Origin of the sequence: Clostridioides sp. ES-W-0018-02, from assembly GCF_020658175.1 — a bacterium.
Lineage (GTDB): Bacteria > Bacillota > Clostridia > Peptostreptococcales > Peptostreptococcaceae > Clostridioides.
Genome location: NZ_JACVVY010000001.1, coordinates 973,631 through 997,213, shown reverse-complemented (window position 1 = coordinate 997,213; position 23,583 = coordinate 973,631). Strand labels below are relative to the sequence as shown.

Sequence of the window (23,583 nt, the reverse complement as noted above, 5' to 3'; positions counted from 1 at the left end):
TATTTAATTGCATTTTGATTTTAGTCGTTTTTACTTTTACACAAATATTAGGAATTCTTATATGTTTTAACTTCTTCTCAAGTAGCTTAGTGTACTCTATGGGAATTATGCTTGTATTGAATTTTATTTTATATAAGATATTGACGATGTAGATGAGGTGAACAACTTGGAAAAATATAGAGCATTAAAGTTAGTAGCATTAATAATAGTATCTATTTCGTTTCCATTAGCTATACTATTTGCATCAATAGGACTTGCTGAACCTAAACACAATATACAAAAAACTTCTACAAATAGTGGAATTTTTCGAATATCTGATGATTTTTATGACAGCAATATATTTGATGAAAGTACAATTCAAGATTTATTATATAATTTGAAACTATCTGTAAGTAGTGGATACACCAAAGAAGAAAAACTTAAATTAAATTATGAGGATTCAAAATCAGAAGGAAACGGAAAAAATGTTGCTTTAAATAATGATTATGATAACTTTGTAAATGATAAACTATCATCTATAGAATACTTAGACTCTTTAAAAAATGTAAAAATGTATATTAGAAATACATATACAGGAGAGTATTATACGAACACAATATATAATGATTTAGATGAATTTAAGCAAAACATAAAGGGTTATTGTGATGTAGAAATAATAGAAGGAGTAGAAAAAAGTTCCTATACTAAAAAACTAAATGGAAAAAAATCTGAATTAAATAATATCGATTTAAAACTAAATGGTATGGATAAAGCTTTTGAAGTCTATGTATCTTTTCCTAAAGAGTTAAGTATTGAAGATGGAATTGTATACAATAACTTTGAAACGTTTAAGCAAGCTACAGAAAAAGTGCAATTATTTTTTGTAGCTAGTTTAATTTTAGCTATTATATGTTTATTGTCCATTATATTATGTAAACGAATTAAATACAAGGCATTAAAGAAAGACAATGTATTTTTATTAATATACAATAAAATACCTATGGAATTTAATGCAGTAATAATAGTTACCTCAATAATACTTCTATTTCTGTATGTTATTGATACATCCTATGATATTTATATTATATTACTAATTTCTATAGCATCATTACTAATTTCAAATAATATATTTTTTATAACTGTTCAGTTAAGTCATTTAGAAAATAAAATATGTATATTTAAGTCAAGTATTATAGTAAGGGTGATTTTATGGTTAATAAAAACTGTAAGGGAGGTCATTAACGCTATAAAAAAAGTATCTTTAGCAAGAAAAGTTATTGGTATAGTAATAATATCTTTGGTTTTAACAATTGTAATTAGTGTTCAAAGTGTGAGCCTAGGATTGTTATTTTCTATATGTATATTTTTGGGTTTTGCACTTTATATAACCAAAAGGCTTTCTTATTTGAGTTATGTTATAGAAGGTACCGAAAAAATAAAAGATGGTGAATTAGACTATAAGATAAAAATTAGTGGAAATGATAATTTTACATCTTTAGCAGAAAATATAAATAATATTGGAGAAGGTCTGGATAAAGCAATAGAAGAACAGGTAAAAAGTGAAAGGATGAAATCTGACCTTATAACTAATGTATCTCATGATTTAAAAACTCCACTTACTTCTATAATAAATTATGTAGATTTAATTAAAAAAGAAGATTCTATACAACCAGAATATATAAACGATTATATAAATGTATTAGAATCAAAGTCAAAGAGGTTAAAATTATTGATAGAGGATTTATTTGAAGCAAGTAGAGTAAGTAGTGGAAATATAGAGTTACAAATTAGTAAAATTGATTTGGTGCAACTCTTAAGGCAAAGTATAGGTGAACTAGAAGAAAAGTTATCTACAAATAATTTAAGTATAAGACTAAATGTTCCAAATGAAAAAGTTTATATATGGGCAGATGGAAGAAGAATGTATAGAGTTTTTGAAAATCTATTGTCAAATATAGCTAAGTATTCTTTAGAAAGTACTAGAGTTTATATAGATGTTTATGAAAATGGTGACAATGTAAAGGTTGTTATGAAAAATATATCGTCATATGAGTTAAATTTTGACCCAAGTGAAATTATGGAAAGATTTAAAAGAGCTGACGAATCAAGAAATACTGAAGGTAGTGGGTTAGGACTTGCTATTGCAAGAGATTTAGTAAACTTACAAGGTGGAAAATTCTATATAGAGATAGATGGGGATTTGTTTAAAGCAAATTTAGAATTTCAAAAATATGAAGAAGAAATAAAGATAGATTAAAATAAAATTTCAAGACATAATATAATTTTTACAGAAAAATTAAGATATTGAAAGGTTTCTTACAAAACAATTATATAGATACTTTTAAAGAAAGGAATACTTTTAATTAATTTTATGAGAATATAGATAGATTTGTGTAAATATATTTTTCTTATTCAATATTACTGGAAATTTTGATATGCTCCCTTTATAAGTATACAGTTGAAATAATAACAAATGATGCTATGAAGGGAGTATATTTTTATGTCATGAAAATCTAAAATAGATTTTGAAATAAAAATTAAATCAGTTGAAATGTATTGTTTCGTCCCACTCTTGTTGTTCAAAATGATGGTAACTGGAAGATTATAAGATAATTTAGATATTTCTTTTAAAATAAATTCTCAATCTCACTTATTCAAAAAAAATTGACATACATACTGTCCGTATGTTATATTGATGATACCAAATATAAAGGAGCTTATTTTTATGAAAAATAGTTTTTATCCTGTACTAATGTGCAATGATATAAGAAAAGAAGCAGATTTTTTTATAGAATTATTTGATTTCAAGGAAACCTTTAATAGTGATTGGTATATTAGCTTAAAAGACAATGATGAATTTGAGTTGGCATTGATTGATAGTTCACATGATTCAATACCTAAACTTTATAGAAAACAGTGTGAAGGCCTTATTCTTAATATTGAAGTTAATGACGTAAACACTGTATATTCAGAAGTAATTAGTAGAAAAAAATCATCACTTTTATTAGATATAAAAAATGAAGAATTTGGACAAAGACATTTTATTATTGAAACTCCAAGTAAAATTTTGGTTGATATTATTCAAATAATTCCGCCATCAAATGAGTATCTTAAAAATTATAAGAAATCGGGTAAAGAAAATGAACAAAAATAAAAAAGAATTAGCATCTATAAATACTACAAAAAATTTGATTGCTATTGCACGTAATCATTTTTCTACTTATGGCTATGAGAAGACATCATTAGAAGCTATCGCAGAAGAAGCTAATATGACTAGAGGTGCAGTATATCACCATTTTAAAAATAAAAAAAATCTATTTAAAGCAGTTTTAAATCTTGTTCAGTATGAAGTTGGATTAAATGTAGAAAAAGAAGCTATGAAATCCGAAGATATATGGGAACAGTTAATTTTAGGTTGTGTTGGATTTGTACAATCAGCTACTTTAGAATCTAACAAAAGAATATTATTAATCGAAGCACCCAATATTATAGAATGGACAAAGTGGAAAAAAATGGATAATGAGAATTCTGTTTTACTTTTGGAAGAACAACTCTTAGTTGCACAAAAAAATGGGAAATTAATAGAGTTTGATATTCATATGATTTCACATATGATTTCTGGTGCATTAAATGATTTATCTATTTTTCTTGCAGAAAGCAATATTTTAGATAAAAATCAAGTTTATAAAGCGATTTCTCATTTATTGACAGGGTTTAGAAAAGATGGCTAAGAAAGTGAAAGACTACTATGACATTGAATATGTAAACTTCTTAGCTGAAAAAATAAAATCAGTATATCCAGAATTTATTATTAATGAGTTTTTTTCACTAACAAAACCAACTATTGAATTGTTAGAATTCAATGAAAGGCAAGAGTTATTAGCAAATGCTTTAAAAAAGTCTATCAATTTAAACTATTCAGATACTATTAATGTTTTTGAGAATATATTAGGTCCAGAGTTAGAAGGCAGTTTAGGCATGTTTACAGAGGGTTATTGGTTATGGCCCATTGGAAAGTATGTAGAGAAGTTTGGTGGAGAAAATTTTGAAGTAAGTACAACTTTCAGTAAGGAGTTGACAAAAAGATTTACTAGTGAATATTGTATGCGTACTATAATAAATAATTTTCCTGAACAGTCTATGGAATTGCTTTTAAAATGGAGTAAAGATAGTAATAAAAGAGTTCGTCGATTAGCCAGTGAATGCCTCAGAATACGGTTGCCATGGGCAAAAAAAATGTATGTTGCCTTAGAATACTTTGATACTTATTTTGAATTATTGTCTAATCTAAAAAATGATACAGATAAAACAATTCAAAAGAGTGTAGCAAATAATCTAAATGATTTATACAAAGAAGAGCAAGATAAATTTGAATTAATTATTTCTAGTTGGCAAACAGAAAATATAACAAAAGAATGTCAATGGATTATTAAGCATGCTTCAAGAACAAAAAATAAAAAGAAATAATGTTTGTAGTATTTATATTCAAAAATAGGTCTAAAGATGATATCTTTCTAATGAAAAAAGGTAATTAAAAAGTAATTATAAAAAAACTCTATAAGAAAATTGTATTTTTCAAAATATTTTCTTATAGAGGCAAACATATATTGTGTATAATACTAATATTAATGATAAATTTAAACTGATAATCAACCTAATATCTTAAAAATATGTTGGATTCATAAATGGGATTACAAGTTCTGCGACCTCTCCATCTGCATCAAGCCCCCAATATCCGCTGTAAATACCATCACCTATACCGCTTGTGAACATAATTAATCTGTAGGATGTTTGTGGTAATTTTAAAAGTAAGAAATTGCCATTTTTATTCTGTAAATTTGGATGCATTTCATGACTTTTTTGAAAAAGTGTTGCAAAATAATCATTATATTTGTTTTTACCTGGATTTTCATTTTGCCATTTTGTTATAAAATTACTATACTCCTTTGCAACTTTTGCGTCTGAAAAACAGGCTAATCCTGTATCCACACCAAAGAAAGTCCATGCTCCTGACTTTCCAAAATCTTCGCATTTCTTTCCCTTTGGCATTGCAATTTCATACTTGATAGGTTTTTTGTCATTGATAATCAATCTTGATGCTGCAATTCTAAGTCCTGCAATTTTAGAATGGCAGATAGAAATTTCTACCGAATAACTTCCAACAGGTATTTTTCTTTCTAAATAAGTCATATATTCACTACCTAAATACGCAAGAGGGTCTGCAAGGACAACTTCTCCACTTGGGAAATCTGTTTCTCCTATAATGAATGGTTCAAGTTTCTCACTTCTTTGAAACAAGCTTTGAAAGAATTCTATTGAATAGTTTTCCTGATTTAGAAATTTTAGGTTTTTTTCAAATGCTATTTGAGCAGGATGTTTAACTTGTTCTCTAATTTCTTTTCCTGTATTTGTATCAATAAAATATTTTCCACTTTTATTAGAGTGAAATTCTAAATCAGTTCCTATGGGCATATAAAAAATATTCAAAGTAGTTGGTTCAACGTTAATAAGTGTATTAAAATCTACAATTGCCATATTCTTGGGATTGTCTACATACTCTTGTGTATCTGTATCACCAAAAGCAATCCATCCATTTCCAAACTCACTATGCTCTCTAAAAAGCCACCTCAGTTTTGATGTTCCATTGAGAATCGATTTGCTGACAATACAGCCACCTGCCCCAGTAATATACTGCTTTACTTCTGATTTTTCGACTTTTGTTTCTTTTTTATTTTTGCTAAACAGTTCCATACGAATTCTCCTTACTTTCAAAAATTTCTTGATAATAAATATAATAGACATTATTTTATTTGATGGTTGATTTGTTATCTTTCAATTTATTTGTTAAATATATCGTATCATACCTTCATACTAAATTCTGTGTTTTTCTGATTTTAGCAAAGATACTTATTTCAATCTGTATGGTAATAATTGTATTTGATTGTATTAAATCATTACAGTACTATTTATTTAAGTAGACACAACTTAGGGATTTTTTACTCAGTATAGATTGTTTTTTTGAAAAAATAATCTATGCCATTCCCATATTTTTTAAAAAATACTTTTTAGTATCATTTATCTTTTAGATTAGGGTTAAACTGTGCAAAATTATAGAATAAGGTAAAATCATGTGCAATTATTTGGTATGGCACTATGTATGTAAAATATAGATAATAAAATTAAGGAGGCAGTATGAAGGAAAGGGCTAAAAAAATATTAGATTTTATTATTAAAAATAACAATGTAACATCACAAGAGCTACAAGAAAAGTTTAATGTATCAAAAAGAACTGTTTATTACGATATCCTATCTATAAATGAAGAACTAGGAAAAAGAGGTAATATAAAAAATATAAAGCACAAATTTATATTTGAAGGTAACTTAGGTAATGTAAGAAAAATAATTTCAGCTGAAGAAGATAAATTTCTAGATAGTGAATATAGAAAAACTTTTATATTAAACAAGATATTACATGATGAAAAAATATCAATAGAAAAACTAACAAATGAAATGTTACTTTCAAAAAACACAGTAGTACAAACAATAACTGATATAAAAAAGCACCTTCAAACAATGGGACTAAAATTAGAGTACAAGGGAAAGTACAAAGTAATAGGTGATGAATATGTTATTAGAGAACTTTTCTTGATACTTACACAAGAAAATGTATTAGAAATTAATTCTATAAGTAAGGAAGTAACTGACTTTGATACAAAGGGATGCATAAACCTTACAGATTACTCTTTATTAAATTTAACTAAGTTTACAAAGTTTCTAAATAAAAGAATAAGAGATGGGAAAACCTTGTATTCTTATAAATATCTAAATGAAGCTAAAAAAATTAGTTACTTTAATAATTGTAAAGAACTTTTGTGTGAAGAAGCTAATGAAAATGAACAAGCCTATGTATGTGCTTATGTAAGTTCACTTCCTAGTTTAAATAGTGAAGTTAAGGAAGATGTTGTTGAAGAATATGTAGATAAACTTATAGACAAGTTTGAAGTAAATACAGCAATAAAATTAGAAAGTAAACATGAGTTTAAAAAAAATATTTTAAGGCACTTGCATTCTTCTTACAACAGAATAAGATTTAAGTTTCCTATTAGCAACCCTATGCTAGACGAAACGAAGTATAAACATAAGTCACTTTATAAGATTATAAAGTCAATTATAGAAAATGAAGAAGAGTTTCCTGTATTTGAAGGTATAAGAGAAGAAGAAATAGGATTTATAGCAGCATATTTTGGAGGATACTTAAGAGGTTCTAGAGATAATGGTCTAAGAAAGAATAAAGTTTTACTAGTTTGTCCTAATGGTCTTATGGTATCAAAGAGTTTGGAAATACAGCTATACAAATACATACCAACTATAGAAATAGTAGGTATAGTATCTATTAAGCAACTAAAAGAAGTAAATATATACTATGATTACATAATTACAACCATAGACATACAAAATGTAAGTAATGTAATAGTTGTGAATCCTCTTTTAACAACATCAGACATTCAATTACTGATGAACAAACTCATAAGTGTAAAAGAAAATGAGAAGTATTTCAATCTTGAACTGATAATACAGGCGATAAGAAAAAATGGAGTTATTAATAACGAAGAATCACTAAAAGCTGACTTATTAAACATAATACATAAGATAGATGAAGGAGAGATGTATCAACCAATGTTAAAGGAATTAATTAATGAAGATAGGGTCAATATAATAAAAAATGTTAAAGATTGGAAAGAAGCAATAAAAATAGCCTCAAAACCATTGTTAGAAGACAACTCTATAGAAGACTTGTATATAGAAAATATGATAAAGTCAGTTGAAAAGTATGGACCTTATATTGTTTTAGCTGATAGATTTGCTCTACCACATGCAAGTTCTAAAGAAGGGGTAAACAAACTTGCCATGTCTTTACTTATAGTAAAAGATGAGGTTGATTTATTAGGAAAGCCAGTGAATATATTTATGGTACTAGCTGCTATAGATAACACTACTCACATCAGAGCATTAGCATCACTTTCAGAAATGATGTATGAAGAAGAAAATATAAATTTAATAATTAATGGAGACAAAACCTCAATACTAGAACTTATAAATAAACAAAATTAGGAGGAATTTAAAATGAAAATATTAGCAGTATGTGGATTTGGTGTAGGTTCATCAATGGTATTAAAAATGACGATACAAAAGGTTTTAAAGCAGTTAAGTATAGAAGGTGAAGTAGAAAATACAGATATAAACTCAGCTAGAGGAGCTGATTGTGACTGTATATTTACAAGCCAAGAATTATTAAATGAATTAAAAGGAACTTGTAATGTACCAGTATATCCAGTTAAGAAGTATATGGACTTAGCAGAAGTTACAGAAGTTGTTCAAACCTTTTTAAATGATAAGAAATAGTATAAATTTAAAAAAGTAAATTTAAAAGTAAATTTAAGTTAATCGACATAAAATAAAAGCTTACTGAAATTAAAAATAGTAAGCAAGAGAGGGGGATTTTAGTGGTAGAAAACTTAAATAGTTAACCTATCACTAAAAAAATATAATGCTTGATTTTATTTCAAATAATATTTTACGTAATCCGTCTATGCTAATTGGATTAATAGCAGCATTTGGTCTTATATTACAGAAAAAGAAAGCATCAGATGTTATAAAGGGGGCATTACTTGCAGCTTTTGGAATCATAATTATGGAAACTGGAACAGGTATGTTAGTCAGTTCGATAGCACCAATTAATGGAGCTTTCCAAAGTATAAGTGGTGGTGCGGTAACAGAAGGTTTAAGTGATGTTACTTTTACTGCAAGTTATGGAGGAGTTATAGGTTTAGCTATGTTTGTAGGTCTAGCTCTTCATTTAATGATAGCAAGATTTACATCTATTAAGACAATCTTCTTAACAGGTCACATGCTTTACTGGTTTCCGTTTATATTTGTAGCATCAGGAGTTGAAGCTGGATTAGGTGGTGGAGTATTAATAGCTTTTGCAGCAGTACTATCAGCACTTTACTGGTCAATAATGCCATGGTTATTAAGAAAGTATGTATTTGACGTTATTGGAGATGAATCTTTTACACTAGGGCATCCAGCAGGTTGTTTAGCACTTGTATCAGGGTTTGTCGCTAAGTTAGTAGGAAATAAAGAAAAGTCTACAGAAGATATAAACATACCTCAAAGTTTATCATTCTTTAGAGAAATATCTATAAGTGGTGGAATGGCAGTATTTTTAATGTTTATAGTTGTTGGAATAGTAATACCAGGGGCATTTAAGGATGCTAATGAGTTTATTGGAACATATGCAATAAAGCAAGGTCTTTCTTTTGGGGCAGGTCTTATAATCATGCTTCATGGGGTAAGAATGTTAATAAATCAAATAATGCCAGCATTCCAAGGCATATCAGAAAAAGTTGTACCAAACGCACTACCAGCTTTTGACTGTCCAATACTATTTAACTATAAGCCAAATGCTGTATTAATAGGATTTTTAGTTGCTATGTTAACATCTACAGCTATGATTTTAATATGTAACTATTTCAATATATTTAACATGTTAATTATACCACTTGTTATAACTTCATTCTTTGAGTGCGGAGCAGCAGCAGTAATAGGAGAATCGCAAGGTGGTATACGTGGAGCTATAATAGGTACAGCTGTAGCTGCAATACTTATGGTAGCTTTAGTAGGAATATCTGCTGTAATTTACTCAGGAACTATTAAAAACTGGATACTAATATTTGGTGGTAACGACCTTTCATTATTTGGTATAATCAGTAAGTTTATAGGTTCATTATTTGGAGGAGTATTATAAGTATGAAATTTAAATACATAGATGAGATAAAAAGATTAATTGACATAATAGAAAATGAAGAAAAAGTCAATATGGAAAAAGCAGTACAAATCCTTGTTGAGGCAATAGAAAACAAAAGTGCTATATTTTCCTTTGGGGCTTCACATGCAGGAATACTAACAGAAGAATTATTCTACAGGGCAGGTGGCTGTGTTCTTATAAATCCAGTATTTGCAAAGTCTCTAATGCTAGATACAGCACCGATAACTCACACTAGTAAGATGGAAAGGCTAGAAGGATATGGTGCAGCTCTAGCTGATAAGACTCCAATTAAAGAAGGAGATGTAGTTATAGTTCACTCAGTATCTGGTAGAAATCCAGTAAGTATAGAGTTTGCTATAGAAGCTAAAAAAAAGATGGCAACAGTAATATGTATAACTAATTTAAGTTATTCAAAGAGCGTATCTTCAAGACATTCTTCAAGAAAAAATCTTTATGAGGTGTGTGATTTAGTAATAGATAATCATGGTCAAAAGGGAGATGCCTGTGTAGACATAGATGGACTAAATCAAAAAGTTAGTCCAACGTCTACTGTAATTGCAACCACTGTTATGAATTCTATTATAGCTCAAGTTACTCAAGAGTTAGTTAATAGAGGGTTAAAGAATCCACCAATTTTTTATAGTGCAAATATAGACGGTGGAGATGAGTTAAATAAGAAGATTTTTGATGAGTATAAAGATGTAATCTACTATGAGTATTAAGGCGAATAAAGTATTTCAATAAGATTCAAAAGGTCTTAACAATGTAAATAAGTAGTATCTAAAAAAGCTGTAGGTAAAATCTACAGCTTTTATTATTAGGTAATTGCATAGAATAAAGATAATTAAAAGTACTCCTTATTTATCTTATAGTATAAATTATTTAACTATTTAATTTCTATAATAAATATATTTAATTGTTTTTAAGTACAATAGTATTTAATTTATATTTATGAATTAATCTTTTTATTTGCTAGTTCTAGTTCTAATTTTTTTATAAAATTATTAAATTCATCTGGTTGTCTTTTTCCAAATAAGATTCTTACAATAAGTGAATTAATTTTTCCAAATATATTTCTATCACTTTCACTTTCAGTGAAAATAAGTTTTGTATTTTCTAAATCAATATGTATAAGTTCATATCTAGTAATAAAACTTTCTCTGTTATTGCTTGTTTTTATCTCATATATTCTATTCTTCTCAAAATTAGTTATTTCAACCTTAAATCTTTTATTATTTTTTTGTTGTACAAATGTACCTACCGCCCTCTTCTCGTTAAAATTAGGGAAATTTAGTCTTGCAGATTTTATAAATATATTAAATATATCTTTTGCAGAGTATTTCAATAAAGCTTCAGATTTAAATGTTTTCATATTATTTTCCTCTCTGTGTGTAATTTTAATACTTGTAAATTATTTTTATAAATAAAATAGTATAATATGTCATATAAAGTCATGCCTCAGTTAGAGATATGATTAAATTACTGTGTATATGAGCATTTAATAAAATACTATTATATCGAATTAAAATTTAAAAACAGAAAGTGTTAAAAGCATAAGGGTTCATAAATTCTTTGTTGAGTAGATATATAATATTATATCTAATTAAATAAACTTTTCAATCCTAATTTTATAACTAATTTATATGATAATCTATATTATGAATTATAATATCAGCAATCAAAAACAGTTAATACATTTAGTAAATTACTAAATGTACAAAAAGCAAATGTTTATCAAAATGTATGAATGCTTATGAAAAAGTAGTCATTTACAAGCGTTGCAAAGAAAAAAAGTATTGAAATAAGTATGGCATGATAGTTGCTTATATATTTATCAAGAAAGGAGTTATCAAGCATGGAGTTGAGAGATAAACTTGTAAACATCATAAATACAGAAAATAAAAAAGACCCACTAACAGATGTTCAAATAGCAAAGTTTTTAAATACAACTAGAGAAAATATAACTAATCTAAGGAAAGAACTCAATATAAGTAATTCGAGACAAAGAAGATATCCTTATTTAAAGTCAGCGATTTCAGCAATATTGCAAAACAGCAAGGATATTTCTATTTCAGAAATTACCAGAGAGTTGATGACAGAAGGATTCAATATATCAAGAAGAGTTGTAGAGGAAATTTTACCTAAAGAAAGTTTAGAAATGGAAATCGTAGAGGTAATTGAAGAAAAATCAAGCGACCCGTTTGAAACTTTGATTGGAAATAAGGGAAGTCTTAGAAATGCTGTAGAACAAGCAAAGTCTGCTATATTGTATCCTCCAAAAGGTCTTCCCACTTTAATTGTAGGAGAAAGTGGAGTTGGTAAGAGTTTATTTTCTAAACATATGTATGAGTTTGCAAAGAAAAAAAAGGTAATAAAAGAAAATTCTAATTTTGTTGTATTTAACTGTGCTGATTACAGTGATAATCCACAATTATTGTTATCTTTATTATTTGGATATAAAAAAGGTGCATTTACAGGAGCTGAATATGATACACCAGGTCTTGTAGAAGAAGCTGATGGAGGAGTTTTATTTTTAGATGAAATTCATAGATTACCTCCAAAAGGTCAAGAAATACTATTTTCTATTTTAGACAGAGGCAAATTTAGAAGATTAGGTGAAACTAATGCTGAAAGAAAGGTAAGCATGATACTGATTGGAGCAACTACTGAAAACGTAGAGACTAATTTATTGTTGACATTTAGAAGAAGAATACCAATGCTAATAACATTACCATCATTACATGATAGACTGCTAAAAGAAAAAATAGACCTTATATACAATATCTTTCAACAAGAGTGTAACAGAATAAATGCAAAAATATTTGTAGATAAAAATGTGATTGAAATACTTGCATTAAAAAAATTTAGTGGAAATATAGGGCAATTACAAAATATGATTCAGGTTCTTTGTGCAAGAGCTTTTATGAAGTTTATAAATTCTAAAGATGAAGATTGTGAATCAATAGTAGTAGTAGATATAAATGAAGTTTTAAAGCTTAAGGATTCTTTCAAAGATGCTGCTTTTCAAGAGGTTGAATACACAGAAATAAGAAAGTATTTAAAAAATGCTATATTTATACCATTTAATGTAGAGGAATCCTCAATAAAAGAAAATATTGTGAATGATGAGTACATATTACCAGAGGATATATATAAAACAATTGAAAAGAAATATTATGATTTAAAGTCTCTAGATATTGAAGATATTGACATAGAAAACATTTTATGGACTTTTGTTTTAAATAGATTTGCTGACATAAAGTTTAATCTAGAAAACGATGAAGAAATCTTCTCAATGAGTGATTTAAATAGCTTTGTAAGTGATAGTCTAGTAAAACTGGTAAAAGAGCTAATGAATAATATAATTGAAAAAAATACTAATTTAGAAGTAAATAAAAATGCATTTAAATATCTAGCAATACATTTAGAAGAAGCAATAAAAAGGATTAAACTAAATCAAAAGATAATAAATGTAAACTTAGAAAAAATAAAAATAGATTTTTCAAAAGAATATGAAATAGCAAAACGCTTTGCAATAAAAATTGAAGATACAAATGAAATTAAGATTCCAGAAGATGAGATTGGATTTATAACACTTTATATAAAATCAGCCCTAAAGAATGAAGTAAAAAAAGATAAAGTTGGATTGATAATAATCTCTCATGGTCGTATAGCTACAGAAACTGTAAATGTTGTTAAAGAGCTTTTGGGAGTAAAATTTCCTGTGGCCATAGACATGCCTTTAGATGAAAAACCAATGAATATATATAACAAGGCGGTGGAGTTGTCAAAAATAATAGACCAAGGGAAAGGAATATTATTTCTAGTTGATATTGGGTCACTTACAAATATAGGACAAATAGTAAATAAGAGAACTAACATAAATACTAAAACTATTGATAGAGTAGATCTTTTAATGGCATTAGAAGCAGCTAGGAAAGTTTCTATGGGAGATGAAGAACTTGATGAAATGTTTTTTTCTCTTGTAAAAGATAGGATGGGATATAATTATGAACTGGAAAAGCATATAGATAAAACCAATGCAATTGTAGCCCTATGTCTTACTGGAGAGGGAACCGCTAAGTACATAAGCAAAACATTAGAAGAAAAGTACAACAATACTAAATGTTATCAAATGAGTGCTTTGGATGAGAATCTTCCCTATAAAATTGAAAAATTAAGAGAAAAAAATAATATATTAGCCATTGTTGGTACAATAAATCCCAAAATACCAGGCATAAATTTTATTCCATATAATAAAGATGTTTTTAAAAACCTAGATATCTATCTTTCAAAAAAGCAAGATGATAGTCAAATTAAAGGATATGGAAGAATGCTTGATGAGGATTTAGTAATATTTGAGCCAGATATATATTTTAAAAAGGATTTACTAGAATATGTATGTTCAATTCTTATCAATAAAGGATATGTGGAAAAAGATTATTTGGATTCAGTTCTACATAGAGAAGAAATGCTTCCAACCTATTCTAAAGGGGCTACAGGTGTACCTCATGGAGATTCTTCTACAGTAAATAGTACAAGATTTGTTTTTATTAAATTAAAAAACCCTATTGACTGGGGTGTAGGCAATGTGAATTTTGTATTTATGCCAGTTTTTAAGACTAATGATAAAGATATTGTTAAGAATGTTCTTGAAATTTTAAAAGATGAAAAGTTTATGAATAGTGCTAAACAGTGTTTTGATAAAGAAGATTTTAAGAAGATTATATTTGATAAATTTAAAAATATATAGATATAGCAACAATTTGAGAGGAGTTAGAGTAATGAATGTAGATTTAATATCATTAGACTTAGAAGCTAATGATTATGAAAGTATTATCAGAGAATTAGGAAATAAAATGTATCAAAAAAAATATGTAAAAAATACATATATAAATGCCGTTTTGAAAAGAGAAAAAACATTACCTACAGGGCTTAATATTGGAGAAATGTGTGTTGCGATTCCACATACAGACTCACAACATGTAAATGAATCTAATGTAGCTGTAGGAATATTGAAAAATCCAGTAAAATTTAATTCAATGATAGACCCAACAGATAAATTAGATGTGGAGCTTGTATTTTTACTAGCAGTAAAGAATCCAGACTCTCAAGTAAAATTATTAAAAGATTTAATGTCAGTTTTTCAGAATATAAAGCTGTTGAGAGATATAAAAAATGCATCAACAAAAGAAGAAGTAGCTGAATTATTAAATTTTATAGAAATATAATGAAAAGATGTTTTAGAAGTAAATAATAGAAAATTAGAAACTTAAAAGCAGTATTAACTTTTGAGCAATTTAATTTATATAAAATAAAACTTAAATATAATATTAGGAGGAAATTATTATGAAACAATTTAATGTATTATCAGTATGTGGTTCAGGAACAGTTACATCATCAATGGTGGCAGGTAAATTAAAAGAAGTATTAGGAGATAAGGGTATATCTATTACAACAACAGAGGCTAGACCAACAGAAGCATTAAATTTGGCACAATCAGGAAGATTTGATTTTATAACATTTACAAGCCCACTTCAATCAGGTGATTACGGAATACCAACTATAAATGCATTTGCTTGTCTTACTGGTATAGGAGAAGATGCATTCTTTGAAGAAGTTTTAAAGGTTATTGATAGTTTAAATAAATAGTGTTTATAGTATTTAAATTAATAATTTAGATACTATAATAAACTATTATTCAAATAACTACTATCAAAATAAATTTAATTAAAGTGGCATCATTTAAGAATTTATTAGAATAAAAATGACAACAAAAAGATATTTATTTAGACATATTTAATTAATTTGATAAATGTTTAGAAATAGGAGGGTAAAAGATGTTAACATTTATGAAATCTATAATCGATACATTTGGTTCTGCAATTATAGTTCCAATTATAATATTCATAATAGCAAAAATATTTAAAGTGACTACTAAGAAATCGTTTCTTTCAGCTGTATATGCAGGTGTTGCTTTGCAAGGTTTTACGTTAATATTAAATTCATTTACACCAATAATAACACCAGTAATTAATAGAATGGTAGATAGTACAGGAGTAAATTTACCTGTGTTTGATGTTGGTTGGCAAGCTACATCATTAGTTGCATTTTCAACAAGTGCAGGTATGATATACTTAGGTCTTGGAATATTATTGCAAACTATTTTATTTTTAGTAAAGTGGACAGATGTATTCCAACCATCAGATTTATGGAATAATTATTCCTATATGGTTTGGGGAGCAATGGTAATAGGAGTGACAGGCAATTTCCCTTTAGGTATAGGATGTATGGTCTTGTTAAACTTATACAGTTTATTAATATCAGAATTAGTTGCAAAGAGATGGTCTAGTTATTATAGATATCCTAATTGTACAATAATAGCTATGCACAATGTTGAAGCTTCTGTCTTTGCAGTATTTGCAGACCCTATATATAACAAACTTGGACTAAATAAAATAAAGTTAAACCCTAAAGAATTAGAAAAGAAATTAGGATTTTTAGGTGAGCCGATTACTCTAGGTCTTTTCTTGGGTATGTTTATTGGTATACTAGGTAATATGACTAGAATAACTACTATGGAAGCTTGGGGAGAAATAATGAAAGTTGGTATATCTACAAGTGCTGTTATGGCAATATTCCCAAAAGTAGCAAGTATGTTTGCTCAAGCATTTGCACCTATAACAGAAGCTGCTAGAAAGATTATGCAAAAAGCTGGAAATCGCGAGTGGTATATAGCAGTAAATGATGCTGTGGGATATGGTGAACCTGCAACTTTAATATCAGGTCTTATCTTAATTCCAATAATGCTTGTAGTAGCTATGATACTTCCAGGGAATCAGGTATTACCAGTTGTAGACTTACTTGCAATTCCATATATGGTACAAGGTTTAGTTGCAGTACATAATGGTAATATACCAAAAGTAATAGTTTCAGGTATAATATGGTTTGGATTAGGATTATATATATGTACATCTACAGCTCCATTATTTACAGATATGGCTACAAGTGTAGGTGTTGCTATACCAGCTGGAGCTATGCTTATAACAAGTTTCAATATACTAGGAAAACCTTTGATGGGATTAGTGTTCTTTGCATTCTTAAGTGCAAATCCAATTTATATAGGATTAGCAGTTGTAATTTATTTTGTCTTATGGGCATTATTTAGAAAGAATAAAACAAGTATACTTGAATATTTAGAAAAACAAGCACTTAAAAATGTTGCAGAAGAACCTGTAGTAGCATAGCTTAAGTTTATTAAATATAAGAATACAATGAATCAAGAAATCTATAATTGATTTTATAGGAGTATCAGAGATTATCTGAAAATCTATAAATGAAATGTAGATTTCTTTTTATTTTGATAAATATTAGGATTCTGTTTTATTGTGCTCAACTATTAATTTTATGAATTTTATTTTGTTATTTAAAACATATTTTTTTATATTTATACAATAATGTAATTTGATTTTATAAAATGTATTATACACTGTCAAAATGCTTTGTATGTAAGGTATTTGTAGATATGAATTATTTGTTTTTTGTATGGCATAAATATTGCTATATATAAGTGTATAGCATGAAGGGAGAGGTTTATATGGCAAATAAGATGAGAGCATCAGTACTATACGATATAGGTGATGTTAGATATGAAATGGTTGATATACCAGAAATAACAGATGGAGAAGTACTTGTAAATGTTAAATATGTTGGAATATGTGGCTCGGATTTACCTAGGTCTATGGTTAGTGGATTGAGTGGAGGTACAGCATATCCATTAATCTTAGGACATGAGTTTTCTGGTGAAGTTGCTAAAGTAGGGTCAAAAGTAAAGAGTATTAAAGTAGGAGATAGAGTAGCTGTTGCCCCATTAGTTCCTTGTGGAGAATGTGGTTATTGTAAAGAGGGGAATTTCGGATTATGTAATGACTACAATATAATTGGGACAAGAGTAAATGGAGCTTTAGCAGAGTATGTGAAAGTTCCTGAAGAGCATGTTTTAAAATTACCAGATACATTAGATTATGAAACTGCTGCTGGAATTGAACCAGCAACTATAGCATATCATGGGATTGCAAAAGCAGATATTAAGGTAGGAGATAGTGTAGTTGTACTAGGGTGTGGTCCAATAGGTCAGTTTGCTTTACAATGGGCAAAGGTTTTTGGAGCATCTAAAATTATAGCTGTTGATATTTTCAATGAAAAGCTAGAACTTTCTAAAGGTCTAGGAGCGAACTATACAGTAAATTCAAAAGAAGTAGATGCAATTGAAGAAATAAAAAAAATAACTAATGGTGGTGCTGATATTGTCATAGAGACTGCTGGTAGTAGGTTTACTCAAGAGCGATCTCTACTTATAGCAAAAAAAAGAGGAACTATAGTATTTGTAGGTATTTCGCATACAGAACTACCACTTAGTGCAAAAGCTACGGAGAGCATATTACGTGGAGAACTTACTTTGAAAGGTTCTTGGAATTCATATACAAGTCCTTATCCTGGAAGAGCATGGACCGCAACATTAGATTTTATGGGAAAAGGAGATATTATTTTTACACCAATGATTTCACATAAAATAGGTCTTAATGAGGTAGGAGAATTTCTGCGTAAAATGGCAAACAGAGAAATAAATTTTAATAAAATCCTAGTAGAAATATAAAAATTTAAGAGGTATAAAAATGAATAAAAAACTAAAACAAATAGCTAAAAACATAAGAATAAGTATTATAAAAAGTATAACAGAAGCTAAGTCTGGACACCCAGGAGGTTCGCTGTCAATAGTAGATATATTAACTGTATTGTATTTTGAAAAAATGAATATAGACCCTATAAAATTTAATGATGAAGATAGAGATAGATTTGTATTATCAAAAGGGCATTCTGCACCAGCATTATATGCAACTTTGGCAGAAAGAGGTTATTTTGAAAAAAAGGATTTAATAAGTTTAAGAAAATTTACTTCTAAGTTACAAGGACATCCAGACATGAAAAAGGTAGCAGGAGTAGATATGTCTACTGGTTCTCTTGGACAAGGTTTATCTGCTGCAAATGGTATGGCATTAGCTGGTAAATTAGATAATAAAAGCTATAAAGTATACACTATTTTAGGAGATGGCGAGATTCAAGAAGGACAAATATGGGAAGCTGCAATGACAGCATCACATTATAAATTAGATAATTTAATTGCATTTGTTGACTTAAATGGATTGCAAATAGATGGTTCTAATGAAGAAGTAATGAATGTTAGTCCAGTAGATGGCAAATTTAAATCTTTTGGATGGAATGTAATACTAATAAATGGACATTGTTTTGATGAAATAGGAAATGCAATAGATGAAGCTAAAAAAGTTACAGGAAAACCAACAGTAATAATAGCTAAGACTGTAAAAGGTAAAGGTGTTTCATTTATGGAAAATAATGCTGCATGGCATGGAACAGCTCCAAATGCAGAACAAGCAGAACAAGCATTGAAAGATTTAGAAGGAGGTCTATAGGAATGGGAATAGCAACTAGAGAAGCTTACGGACAAGTGTTAAAAGAACTTGCAGAAAATAAAGATATAGTAGTATTGGATGCAGACTTAGGAAAAGCTACAAAAAGTATATCATTTAAAGAAGTTGCTCCAGATAGATTTTTTGATATGGGGATAGCAGAAGGTGACATGATTGGTACAGCAGCAGGTCTTGCTACTTGTGGAAAAATACCTTTTGCAAGTACTTTTGCAATATTTGCAGCAGGAAGGGCTTATGAACAAATAAGAAACTCTGTGGCATATCCAAACTTAAATGTTAAAATAGCAGCTACTCATGCAGGAGTAACAGTAGGAGAAGATGGAGGAAGCCATCAAGCTATAGAAGATATATCTTTAATGAGAGGTATACCAAATATGGTTGTATTAAATCCTGCTGATGGAATAGAAGCAAAGAAAGCTATATTTTCTGCTGTAGATTACAATGGTCCTGTATATCTAAGACTTGGAAGAGCAACTACTGAAGATATACATAATGATGATTATAATTTCAAAATTGGAAAGGGCGAGATTCTTAGACAAGGTTCAGATGTAGCTATAATTGCAACTGGAATAATGGTTTCAAAAGCTATTAAATCTGCTGAATTATTAAGTAAAGAGGGACTTGAAGCTATGGTAGTTAATATATCAACTATAAAACCAATTGATAGTGAACTTATAGTAGAGGTAGCTAAAAATACTGGTAAGGTGGTAACTGTAGAGGAACACAGTGTAATAGGTGGATTAGGTTCTGCTGTTACAGAAGTTTTAAGCGAGAAATACCCTGTTGTAGTAAAGAGGATAGGTATAAATGATGAATTTGGTCAATCAGGAAATCCAGAATCTCTATTAAACTATTATGGATTGACTGTAGAAAATATAGTTAGTACTGCAAAATCATTCTAAATAAATATAATCAATAATAAAAGCAAACTAAAAATAAATTTTATCAAAAAAATATAGGAGGAATCAGAATGTTAGAGACTCTAAAAGAAGAAGTATTAAAAGCAAATTTGGAATTACCTAAAAGAGGATTAATCACTTATACATGGGGAAATGTAAGTGGAATAGATAGAGAAAAAGGGTTAGTAGTAATAAAACCAAGTGGTGTTGAGTATGATAAGATGACTGTAGAAGATATGGTAGTAGTTGATTTAGATGGGAATATAGTAGATGGTAGATTAAGACCTTCTTCAGACACTCCAACTCATCTAGTTTTATATAAAGAGTTTGAGGAATTAGGAGGTATAGTACATACACATTCAAGTTGGGCTACAACTTGGGCTCAAATAGGTAAATCTATACCAGCATGTGGGACTACTCATGCAGACTATTTTTATGGAAGTATACCATGTACTAGAAAAATGACTCGAGAAGAAATAAGTAGTGAGTATGAAAGAGAAACTGGTAATGTAATTGTTGAAGAATTTATGGGGAAAAACCCAATACACTGTCCAGGAGTAATTGTAAATGACCATGGTCCTTTTACTTGGGGTAAAAATGCAAAAGAGGCTGTTCATAATGCAGTGGTTTTAGAAGAAGTTGCAAAGATGGCATATTATACAGAATTAATGAGTCCTGAGAATACTATGGATAGATTACTTATGAACAAGCATTTTTCAAGAAAACATGGTAAAAATGCATACTATGGTCAAAAATAACTATCTGGAGGTAAATTATGCTAGAATCTTTAAAAGTTAAAATTGTAGAAGTAGCAATTAAAGCAGAGAATTATGGCTTGTGTAAGGAAAAAGCTGGTAATTTTAGCATTAGAGATAAGGATACTGGATATATACTTATAACACCTTCAGGTATAGGAAGAGAAGAATTGAAGACAGAACACATTTGTGTATTAGACTTGGATGGGAATGTAATAGAAGCTGAGAAAGGTATTAAACCTAGTAGTGAGGTACTAATGCATATTGAAATATACAAAGTGAGAGCAAATGTAAATGCTATATCGCATACACATTCTCTCTATGCAACAGCATTTTCAGTGGCAAATAAACCAATTATACCAATTGTATATGAGTCAGTTAATTATGGTGGTTATGTAGACATAGCTCCATATGAAAGACCAGGGACTTTGGAACTAGCCAAAAGTGTTTCAAAGTTATTATTAGATACGGATGCATGTTTATTAGAAAGGCATGGATTGACAACTGTAAGTAATGACCTTGAAGATGCTTTGTTAAAATCGAGATATGTAGAAGAAGTAGCAGAAATATACTATAGGTCTTTAGTATTAAATCAATTTAAAGAACCTAAGGCAGTAGATATTAATGAATTTAAAGCATGGAAATATCCAGATGAAATAAAATTTTAATTAGGATGATTTAAATTAAATAGATGAACTATAATAGATATTAGCTTCTTTATATAGTGTAGTACTTCCTAAGTAAATATATTTAATCTGATATATTCATTTAAAACAAAAATAATATAAAACCCTAAATCGATTCTTATATTGGTTTAGGGTTTTATATTTTTTATTTATATATTTCTACTTATGCATTTCTTTTTAGTTGATTTTCTGGAGAATTTATATATTCAAAGTATTTTTTAGTTTCAGATACTATTATAGGTGATAGTGCAAGCAAAGCTATTAAGTTAGGTATTGCCATAAGTCCATTTACAATATCAGCAATTATCCAAACTACTTCTAACTTTAAGAATGCACCTAATAATACCATAGCTACAAATACAGTTCTATATCCATTCATACCTTTTACACCAAATAGGAATTCAAAACATCTTTCTCCATAATAACTCCACCCCAAAATTGTAGTGAATGCAAATAATGTTAAGCTAACTGTAAGTAATATTGGTCCAAATGTAGGAATAGCACCATTAAAAGCTGCTTGAGTCATAACAGCACCATTTAAGTCTGAACACCAAACACCTGATATAACAAGAGAAAATCCAGTAAGTGTACAGATTATAATAGTATCTATAAAAGTTCCTGTCATAGAGATAAGTCCTTGCTCTGCTGGCCACTCAGTTTTAGCTGCAGCAGCTGCTATTGGAGCACTACCTAAACCAGATTCATTTGAAAATACACCACGGGCGATACCATTTCTAATTGCTAGTGACATAGTTGCACCTAGAAAACCACCAGTTGCAGCAGTAGGTGTAAATGCACTTTTAATTATCAATACAAAAGTTTCAGGTATTTTATTCCAATAAGATATTAAAATGACTCCACAGATTACAATATAGATAACTGCCATAAAAGGTACTATCTTAGTAGCAACATTAGATATACTTTTAAGACCTCCAAATACAACTAAAGCTACAAATACTGCTAGTACAACACCTGTAATTCTAGGGTCCACTCCAAAGCTACTATTGATAGCGTCTGTTATTGAATTTACTTGAGTAAAAGTACCTATTCCTAAAAGTGCAACTAATATACCACTTATAGCAAAGAATATTGCAAGAGGTCTCCATTTTTCTCCCATACCATTTACTATGTAGTACATAGGTCCACCAGATACTTGACCATTTTTATCTTTAGTTCTGTATTTTATTGCAAGGACACCTTCTGAGTATTTAGTAGCCATCCCAAAGAATGCAGCTATCCACATCCAAAAAAGTGCACCAGGTCCACCAGCTTTAATAGCTGTGGCAACACCAACGATATTACCAGTACCAACGGTAGCAGCCAATGCAGTACATAAAGCTGCAAAACTTGAAACATCACCACTACCTTTATTTTCAGCAGCAAATATTAGCTTAAGAGCACGTGGAAGTTTTGTTATTTGCACAACGCCAAGTTTAACAGTAAGTAATATACCAGTACCAACTAGTAGTACCAACAGGGGCGGTCCCCAAATAAAAGCATCAACTTTGTTTAAAATATCAATTAGATTCATAAAAACACTCCCTCATTTTTTTGCTTTACACAATCAATAGAATTTTTAATGAAGTAATTGACAGGAAATTAGTATAATTTATTAATAATTTCTAGTGTAATAAAAAAAGCTAAATCTAAAATAGATTCAGCTCTGGATATACACTAATTAGCAACCAAAATAAAAGTATTAATAATACTAGTTTTGGTAGATAATCCCTGTCCTTTTGCCTGAGAGATTGAGCACAAATGCCTTGCCCCTTCGGCGCCCATAATGGGTCTCTCCAGAGTTCCGTAAATTTTACAGTCCTACTTTAAAAAAGTACCTGAGAGTGTTACTCCTTCGGTGTGCCATATGGCAACTCTTCTATAAAATCTTAACCGGATATTGATTTGTCATAGCTTATTGTATTAATA

The 23,583-nt window shown here is 28.8% G+C and carries 20 protein-coding genes and 1 riboswitch; of the genes, 17 read left to right on the top strand and 3 right to left on the bottom strand.

Going from position 1 to position 23,583, the window contains the following annotated elements:
- Window positions 1–166: 166 nt before the first annotated feature.
- The 4 genes from IC219_RS04460 (at window position 167) to IC219_RS04445 (ending at window position 4,446) form a co-directional block, all read left to right on the top strand.
- Window positions 167–2,236: a sensor histidine kinase gene (locus IC219_RS04460; protein ID WP_255612858.1), complete on the top strand. Its 2,070-nt coding sequence runs from the start codon at window positions 167–169 to the stop codon at window positions 2,234–2,236.
- Between the two features lie 468 nt (window positions 2,237–2,704).
- Window positions 2,705–3,133, top strand: a complete 429-nt coding sequence (locus IC219_RS04455; protein WP_227830697.1) for a hypothetical protein — start codon at window positions 2,705–2,707, stop codon at window positions 3,131–3,133.
- Complete coding sequence (locus tag IC219_RS21630) at window positions 3,120–3,710, top strand: TetR/AcrR family transcriptional regulator (protein ID WP_255612859.1); 591 nt, start codon at window positions 3,120–3,122, stop codon at window positions 3,708–3,710. Before IC219_RS04455 ends, IC219_RS21630 begins: the two co-directional genes overlap by 14 nt.
- Window positions 3,703–4,446: a DNA alkylation repair protein gene (locus tag IC219_RS04445; RefSeq protein ID WP_227482780.1), complete on the top strand. Its 744-nt coding sequence runs from the start codon at window positions 3,703–3,705 to the stop codon at window positions 4,444–4,446. The genes IC219_RS21630 and IC219_RS04445 overlap by 8 nt, the downstream gene beginning before the upstream one ends.
- A 195-nt stretch (window positions 4,447–4,641) precedes the next feature.
- Here IC219_RS04445 and IC219_RS04440 read toward each other — a convergent pair whose 3' ends face one another.
- Window positions 4,642–5,730 (bottom strand): DUF2185 domain-containing protein, encoded by a 1,089-nt coding sequence (locus IC219_RS04440; protein WP_227830696.1) that lies wholly within the window; start codon window positions 5,728–5,730, stop codon window positions 4,642–4,644.
- A gap of 441 nt (window positions 5,731–6,171) precedes the next feature.
- Here IC219_RS04440 and IC219_RS04435 point away from each other — a divergent pair, with 441 nt between their 5' ends.
- From IC219_RS04435 to IC219_RS04420, 4 genes are all read left to right on the top strand, one after another.
- On the top strand, window positions 6,172–8,091 hold the full coding sequence (locus tag IC219_RS04435) for a BglG family transcription antiterminator (RefSeq protein ID WP_227830695.1): 1,920 nt from the start codon (window positions 6,172–6,174) through the stop codon (window positions 8,089–8,091).
- A 12-nt stretch (window positions 8,092–8,103) separates the two neighbouring features.
- Complete coding sequence (locus IC219_RS04430) at window positions 8,104–8,382, top strand: PTS sugar transporter subunit IIB (RefSeq protein ID WP_227432736.1); 279 nt, start codon at window positions 8,104–8,106, stop codon at window positions 8,380–8,382.
- 145 nt (window positions 8,383–8,527) lie between these two features.
- Window positions 8,528–9,787, top strand: a complete 1,260-nt coding sequence (locus tag IC219_RS04425; protein WP_227830694.1) for a PTS ascorbate transporter subunit IIC — start codon at window positions 8,528–8,530, stop codon at window positions 9,785–9,787.
- Between the two features lie 2 nt (window positions 9,788–9,789).
- Window positions 9,790–10,530 (top strand): SIS domain-containing protein, encoded by a 741-nt coding sequence (locus IC219_RS04420; protein WP_227482775.1) that lies wholly within the window; start codon window positions 9,790–9,792, stop codon window positions 10,528–10,530.
- A gap of 227 nt (window positions 10,531–10,757) precedes the next feature.
- Here the strand turns inward: IC219_RS04420 and IC219_RS04415 are convergent, their stop codons facing one another.
- On the bottom strand, window positions 10,758–11,180 hold the full coding sequence (locus IC219_RS04415; RefSeq protein WP_227432739.1) for a DUF3284 domain-containing protein: 423 nt from the start codon (window positions 11,178–11,180) through the stop codon (window positions 10,758–10,760).
- 483 nt (window positions 11,181–11,663) lie between these two features.
- On the opposite strand from IC219_RS04415, the gene IC219_RS04410 reads away from it, so the two are divergent.
- The 9 genes from IC219_RS04410 to IC219_RS04370 all read left to right on the top strand — a co-directional run bounded on the left by IC219_RS04410 (window position 11,664) and on the right by IC219_RS04370 (window position 21,639).
- On the top strand, window positions 11,664–14,561 hold the full coding sequence (locus tag IC219_RS04410) for a sigma 54-interacting transcriptional regulator (protein ID WP_227482773.1): 2,898 nt from the start codon (window positions 11,664–11,666) through the stop codon (window positions 14,559–14,561).
- Window positions 14,562–14,592: 31 nt separating this feature from the next.
- Window positions 14,593–15,039, top strand: coding sequence for a PTS sugar transporter subunit IIA (locus IC219_RS04405; protein WP_227432741.1), 447 nt, complete (start codon window positions 14,593–14,595; stop codon window positions 15,037–15,039).
- A 118-nt stretch (window positions 15,040–15,157) separates the two neighbouring features.
- Window positions 15,158–15,460: a PTS sugar transporter subunit IIB gene (locus IC219_RS04400; RefSeq protein ID WP_227432742.1), complete on the top strand. Its 303-nt coding sequence runs from the start codon at window positions 15,158–15,160 to the stop codon at window positions 15,458–15,460.
- A gap of 188 nt (window positions 15,461–15,648) precedes the next feature.
- Window positions 15,649–17,055 carry a PTS galactitol transporter subunit IIC gene (locus tag IC219_RS04395; RefSeq protein WP_227432743.1) on the top strand — a complete coding sequence of 469 codons (1,407 nt, stop codon included), beginning with the start codon at window positions 15,649–15,651 and terminating at the stop codon, window positions 17,053–17,055.
- Window positions 17,056–17,405: 350 nt separating this feature from the next.
- Window positions 17,406–18,464 carry a galactitol-1-phosphate 5-dehydrogenase gene (locus IC219_RS04390; protein ID WP_227830693.1) on the top strand — a complete coding sequence of 353 codons (1,059 nt, stop codon included), beginning with the start codon at window positions 17,406–17,408 and terminating at the stop codon, window positions 18,462–18,464.
- A 13-nt stretch (window positions 18,465–18,477) separates the two neighbouring features.
- Window positions 18,478–19,299 (top strand): transketolase, encoded by an 822-nt coding sequence (locus tag IC219_RS04385; protein ID WP_255606540.1) that lies wholly within the window; start codon window positions 18,478–18,480, stop codon window positions 19,297–19,299.
- A gap of 2 nt (window positions 19,300–19,301) precedes the next feature.
- On the top strand, window positions 19,302–20,219 hold the full coding sequence (locus tag IC219_RS04380) for a transketolase family protein (RefSeq protein ID WP_227482770.1): 918 nt from the start codon (window positions 19,302–19,304) through the stop codon (window positions 20,217–20,219).
- A 68-nt stretch (window positions 20,220–20,287) separates the two neighbouring features.
- Window positions 20,288–20,974, top strand: coding sequence for an L-ribulose-5-phosphate 4-epimerase (gene araD / locus IC219_RS04375; protein WP_227437324.1), 687 nt, complete (start codon window positions 20,288–20,290; stop codon window positions 20,972–20,974).
- 17 nt (window positions 20,975–20,991) lie between these two features.
- Window positions 20,992–21,639 carry a class II aldolase/adducin family protein gene (locus tag IC219_RS04370; protein ID WP_227437322.1) on the top strand — a complete coding sequence of 216 codons (648 nt, stop codon included), beginning with the start codon at window positions 20,992–20,994 and terminating at the stop codon, window positions 21,637–21,639.
- Window positions 21,640–21,820: 181 nt separating this feature from the next.
- On the opposite strand, the gene IC219_RS04365 is transcribed toward IC219_RS04370, so the two are convergent.
- Complete coding sequence (locus tag IC219_RS04365) at window positions 21,821–23,188, bottom strand: alanine/glycine:cation symporter family protein (protein ID WP_227437321.1); 1,368 nt, start codon at window positions 23,186–23,188, stop codon at window positions 21,821–21,823.
- Between the two features lie 187 nt (window positions 23,189–23,375).
- Window positions 23,376–23,464: riboswitch (glycine riboswitch) on the bottom strand.
- Window positions 23,465–23,583: the final 119 nt, after the last annotated feature.

Excerpts from the sequence above, each read along its gene's own strand:
- IC219_RS04405 (WP_227432741.1), top strand. The coding sequence starts at position 14,593 with ATGAATGTAGATTTAATATCATTAGACTTAGAAGCTAATGATTATGAA.
- IC219_RS04400 (WP_227432742.1), top strand. The coding sequence starts at position 15,158 with ATGAAACAATTTAATGTATTATCAGTATGTGGTTCAGGAACAGTTACA.
- IC219_RS04380 (WP_227482770.1), top strand. The coding sequence starts at position 19,302 with ATGGGAATAGCAACTAGAGAAGCTTACGGACAAGTGTTAAAAGAACTT.
- IC219_RS04365 (WP_227437321.1), bottom strand. The coding sequence starts at position 23,188 with ATGAATCTAATTGATATTTTAAACAAAGTTGATGCTTTTATTTGGGGA.
- IC219_RS04415 (WP_227432739.1), bottom strand. The coding sequence starts at position 11,180 with ATGAAAACATTTAAATCTGAAGCTTTATTGAAATACTCTGCAAAAGAT.
- IC219_RS04445 (WP_227482780.1), top strand. The coding sequence starts at position 3,703 with ATGGCTAAGAAAGTGAAAGACTACTATGACATTGAATATGTAAACTTC.
- IC219_RS04390 (WP_227830693.1), top strand. The coding sequence starts at position 17,406 with ATGGCAAATAAGATGAGAGCATCAGTACTATACGATATAGGTGATGTT.
- IC219_RS04425 (WP_227830694.1), top strand. The coding sequence starts at position 8,528 with ATGCTTGATTTTATTTCAAATAATATTTTACGTAATCCGTCTATGCTA.
- IC219_RS04370 (WP_227437322.1), top strand. The coding sequence starts at position 20,992 with ATGCTAGAATCTTTAAAAGTTAAAATTGTAGAAGTAGCAATTAAAGCA.
- IC219_RS04420 (WP_227482775.1), top strand. The coding sequence starts at position 9,790 with ATGAAATTTAAATACATAGATGAGATAAAAAGATTAATTGACATAATA.
- IC219_RS04435 (WP_227830695.1), top strand. The coding sequence starts at position 6,172 with ATGAAGGAAAGGGCTAAAAAAATATTAGATTTTATTATTAAAAATAAC.
- IC219_RS04440 (WP_227830696.1), bottom strand. The coding sequence starts at position 5,730 with ATGGAACTGTTTAGCAAAAATAAAAAAGAAACAAAAGTCGAAAAATCA.
- araD (WP_227437324.1), top strand. The coding sequence starts at position 20,288 with ATGTTAGAGACTCTAAAAGAAGAAGTATTAAAAGCAAATTTGGAATTA.
- IC219_RS21630 (WP_255612859.1), top strand. The coding sequence starts at position 3,120 with ATGAACAAAAATAAAAAAGAATTAGCATCTATAAATACTACAAAAAAT.
- IC219_RS04395 (WP_227432743.1), top strand. The coding sequence starts at position 15,649 with ATGTTAACATTTATGAAATCTATAATCGATACATTTGGTTCTGCAATT.
- IC219_RS04455 (WP_227830697.1), top strand. The coding sequence starts at position 2,705 with ATGAAAAATAGTTTTTATCCTGTACTAATGTGCAATGATATAAGAAAA.
- IC219_RS04430 (WP_227432736.1), top strand. The coding sequence starts at position 8,104 with ATGAAAATATTAGCAGTATGTGGATTTGGTGTAGGTTCATCAATGGTA.
- IC219_RS04410 (WP_227482773.1), top strand. The coding sequence starts at position 11,664 with ATGGAGTTGAGAGATAAACTTGTAAACATCATAAATACAGAAAATAAA.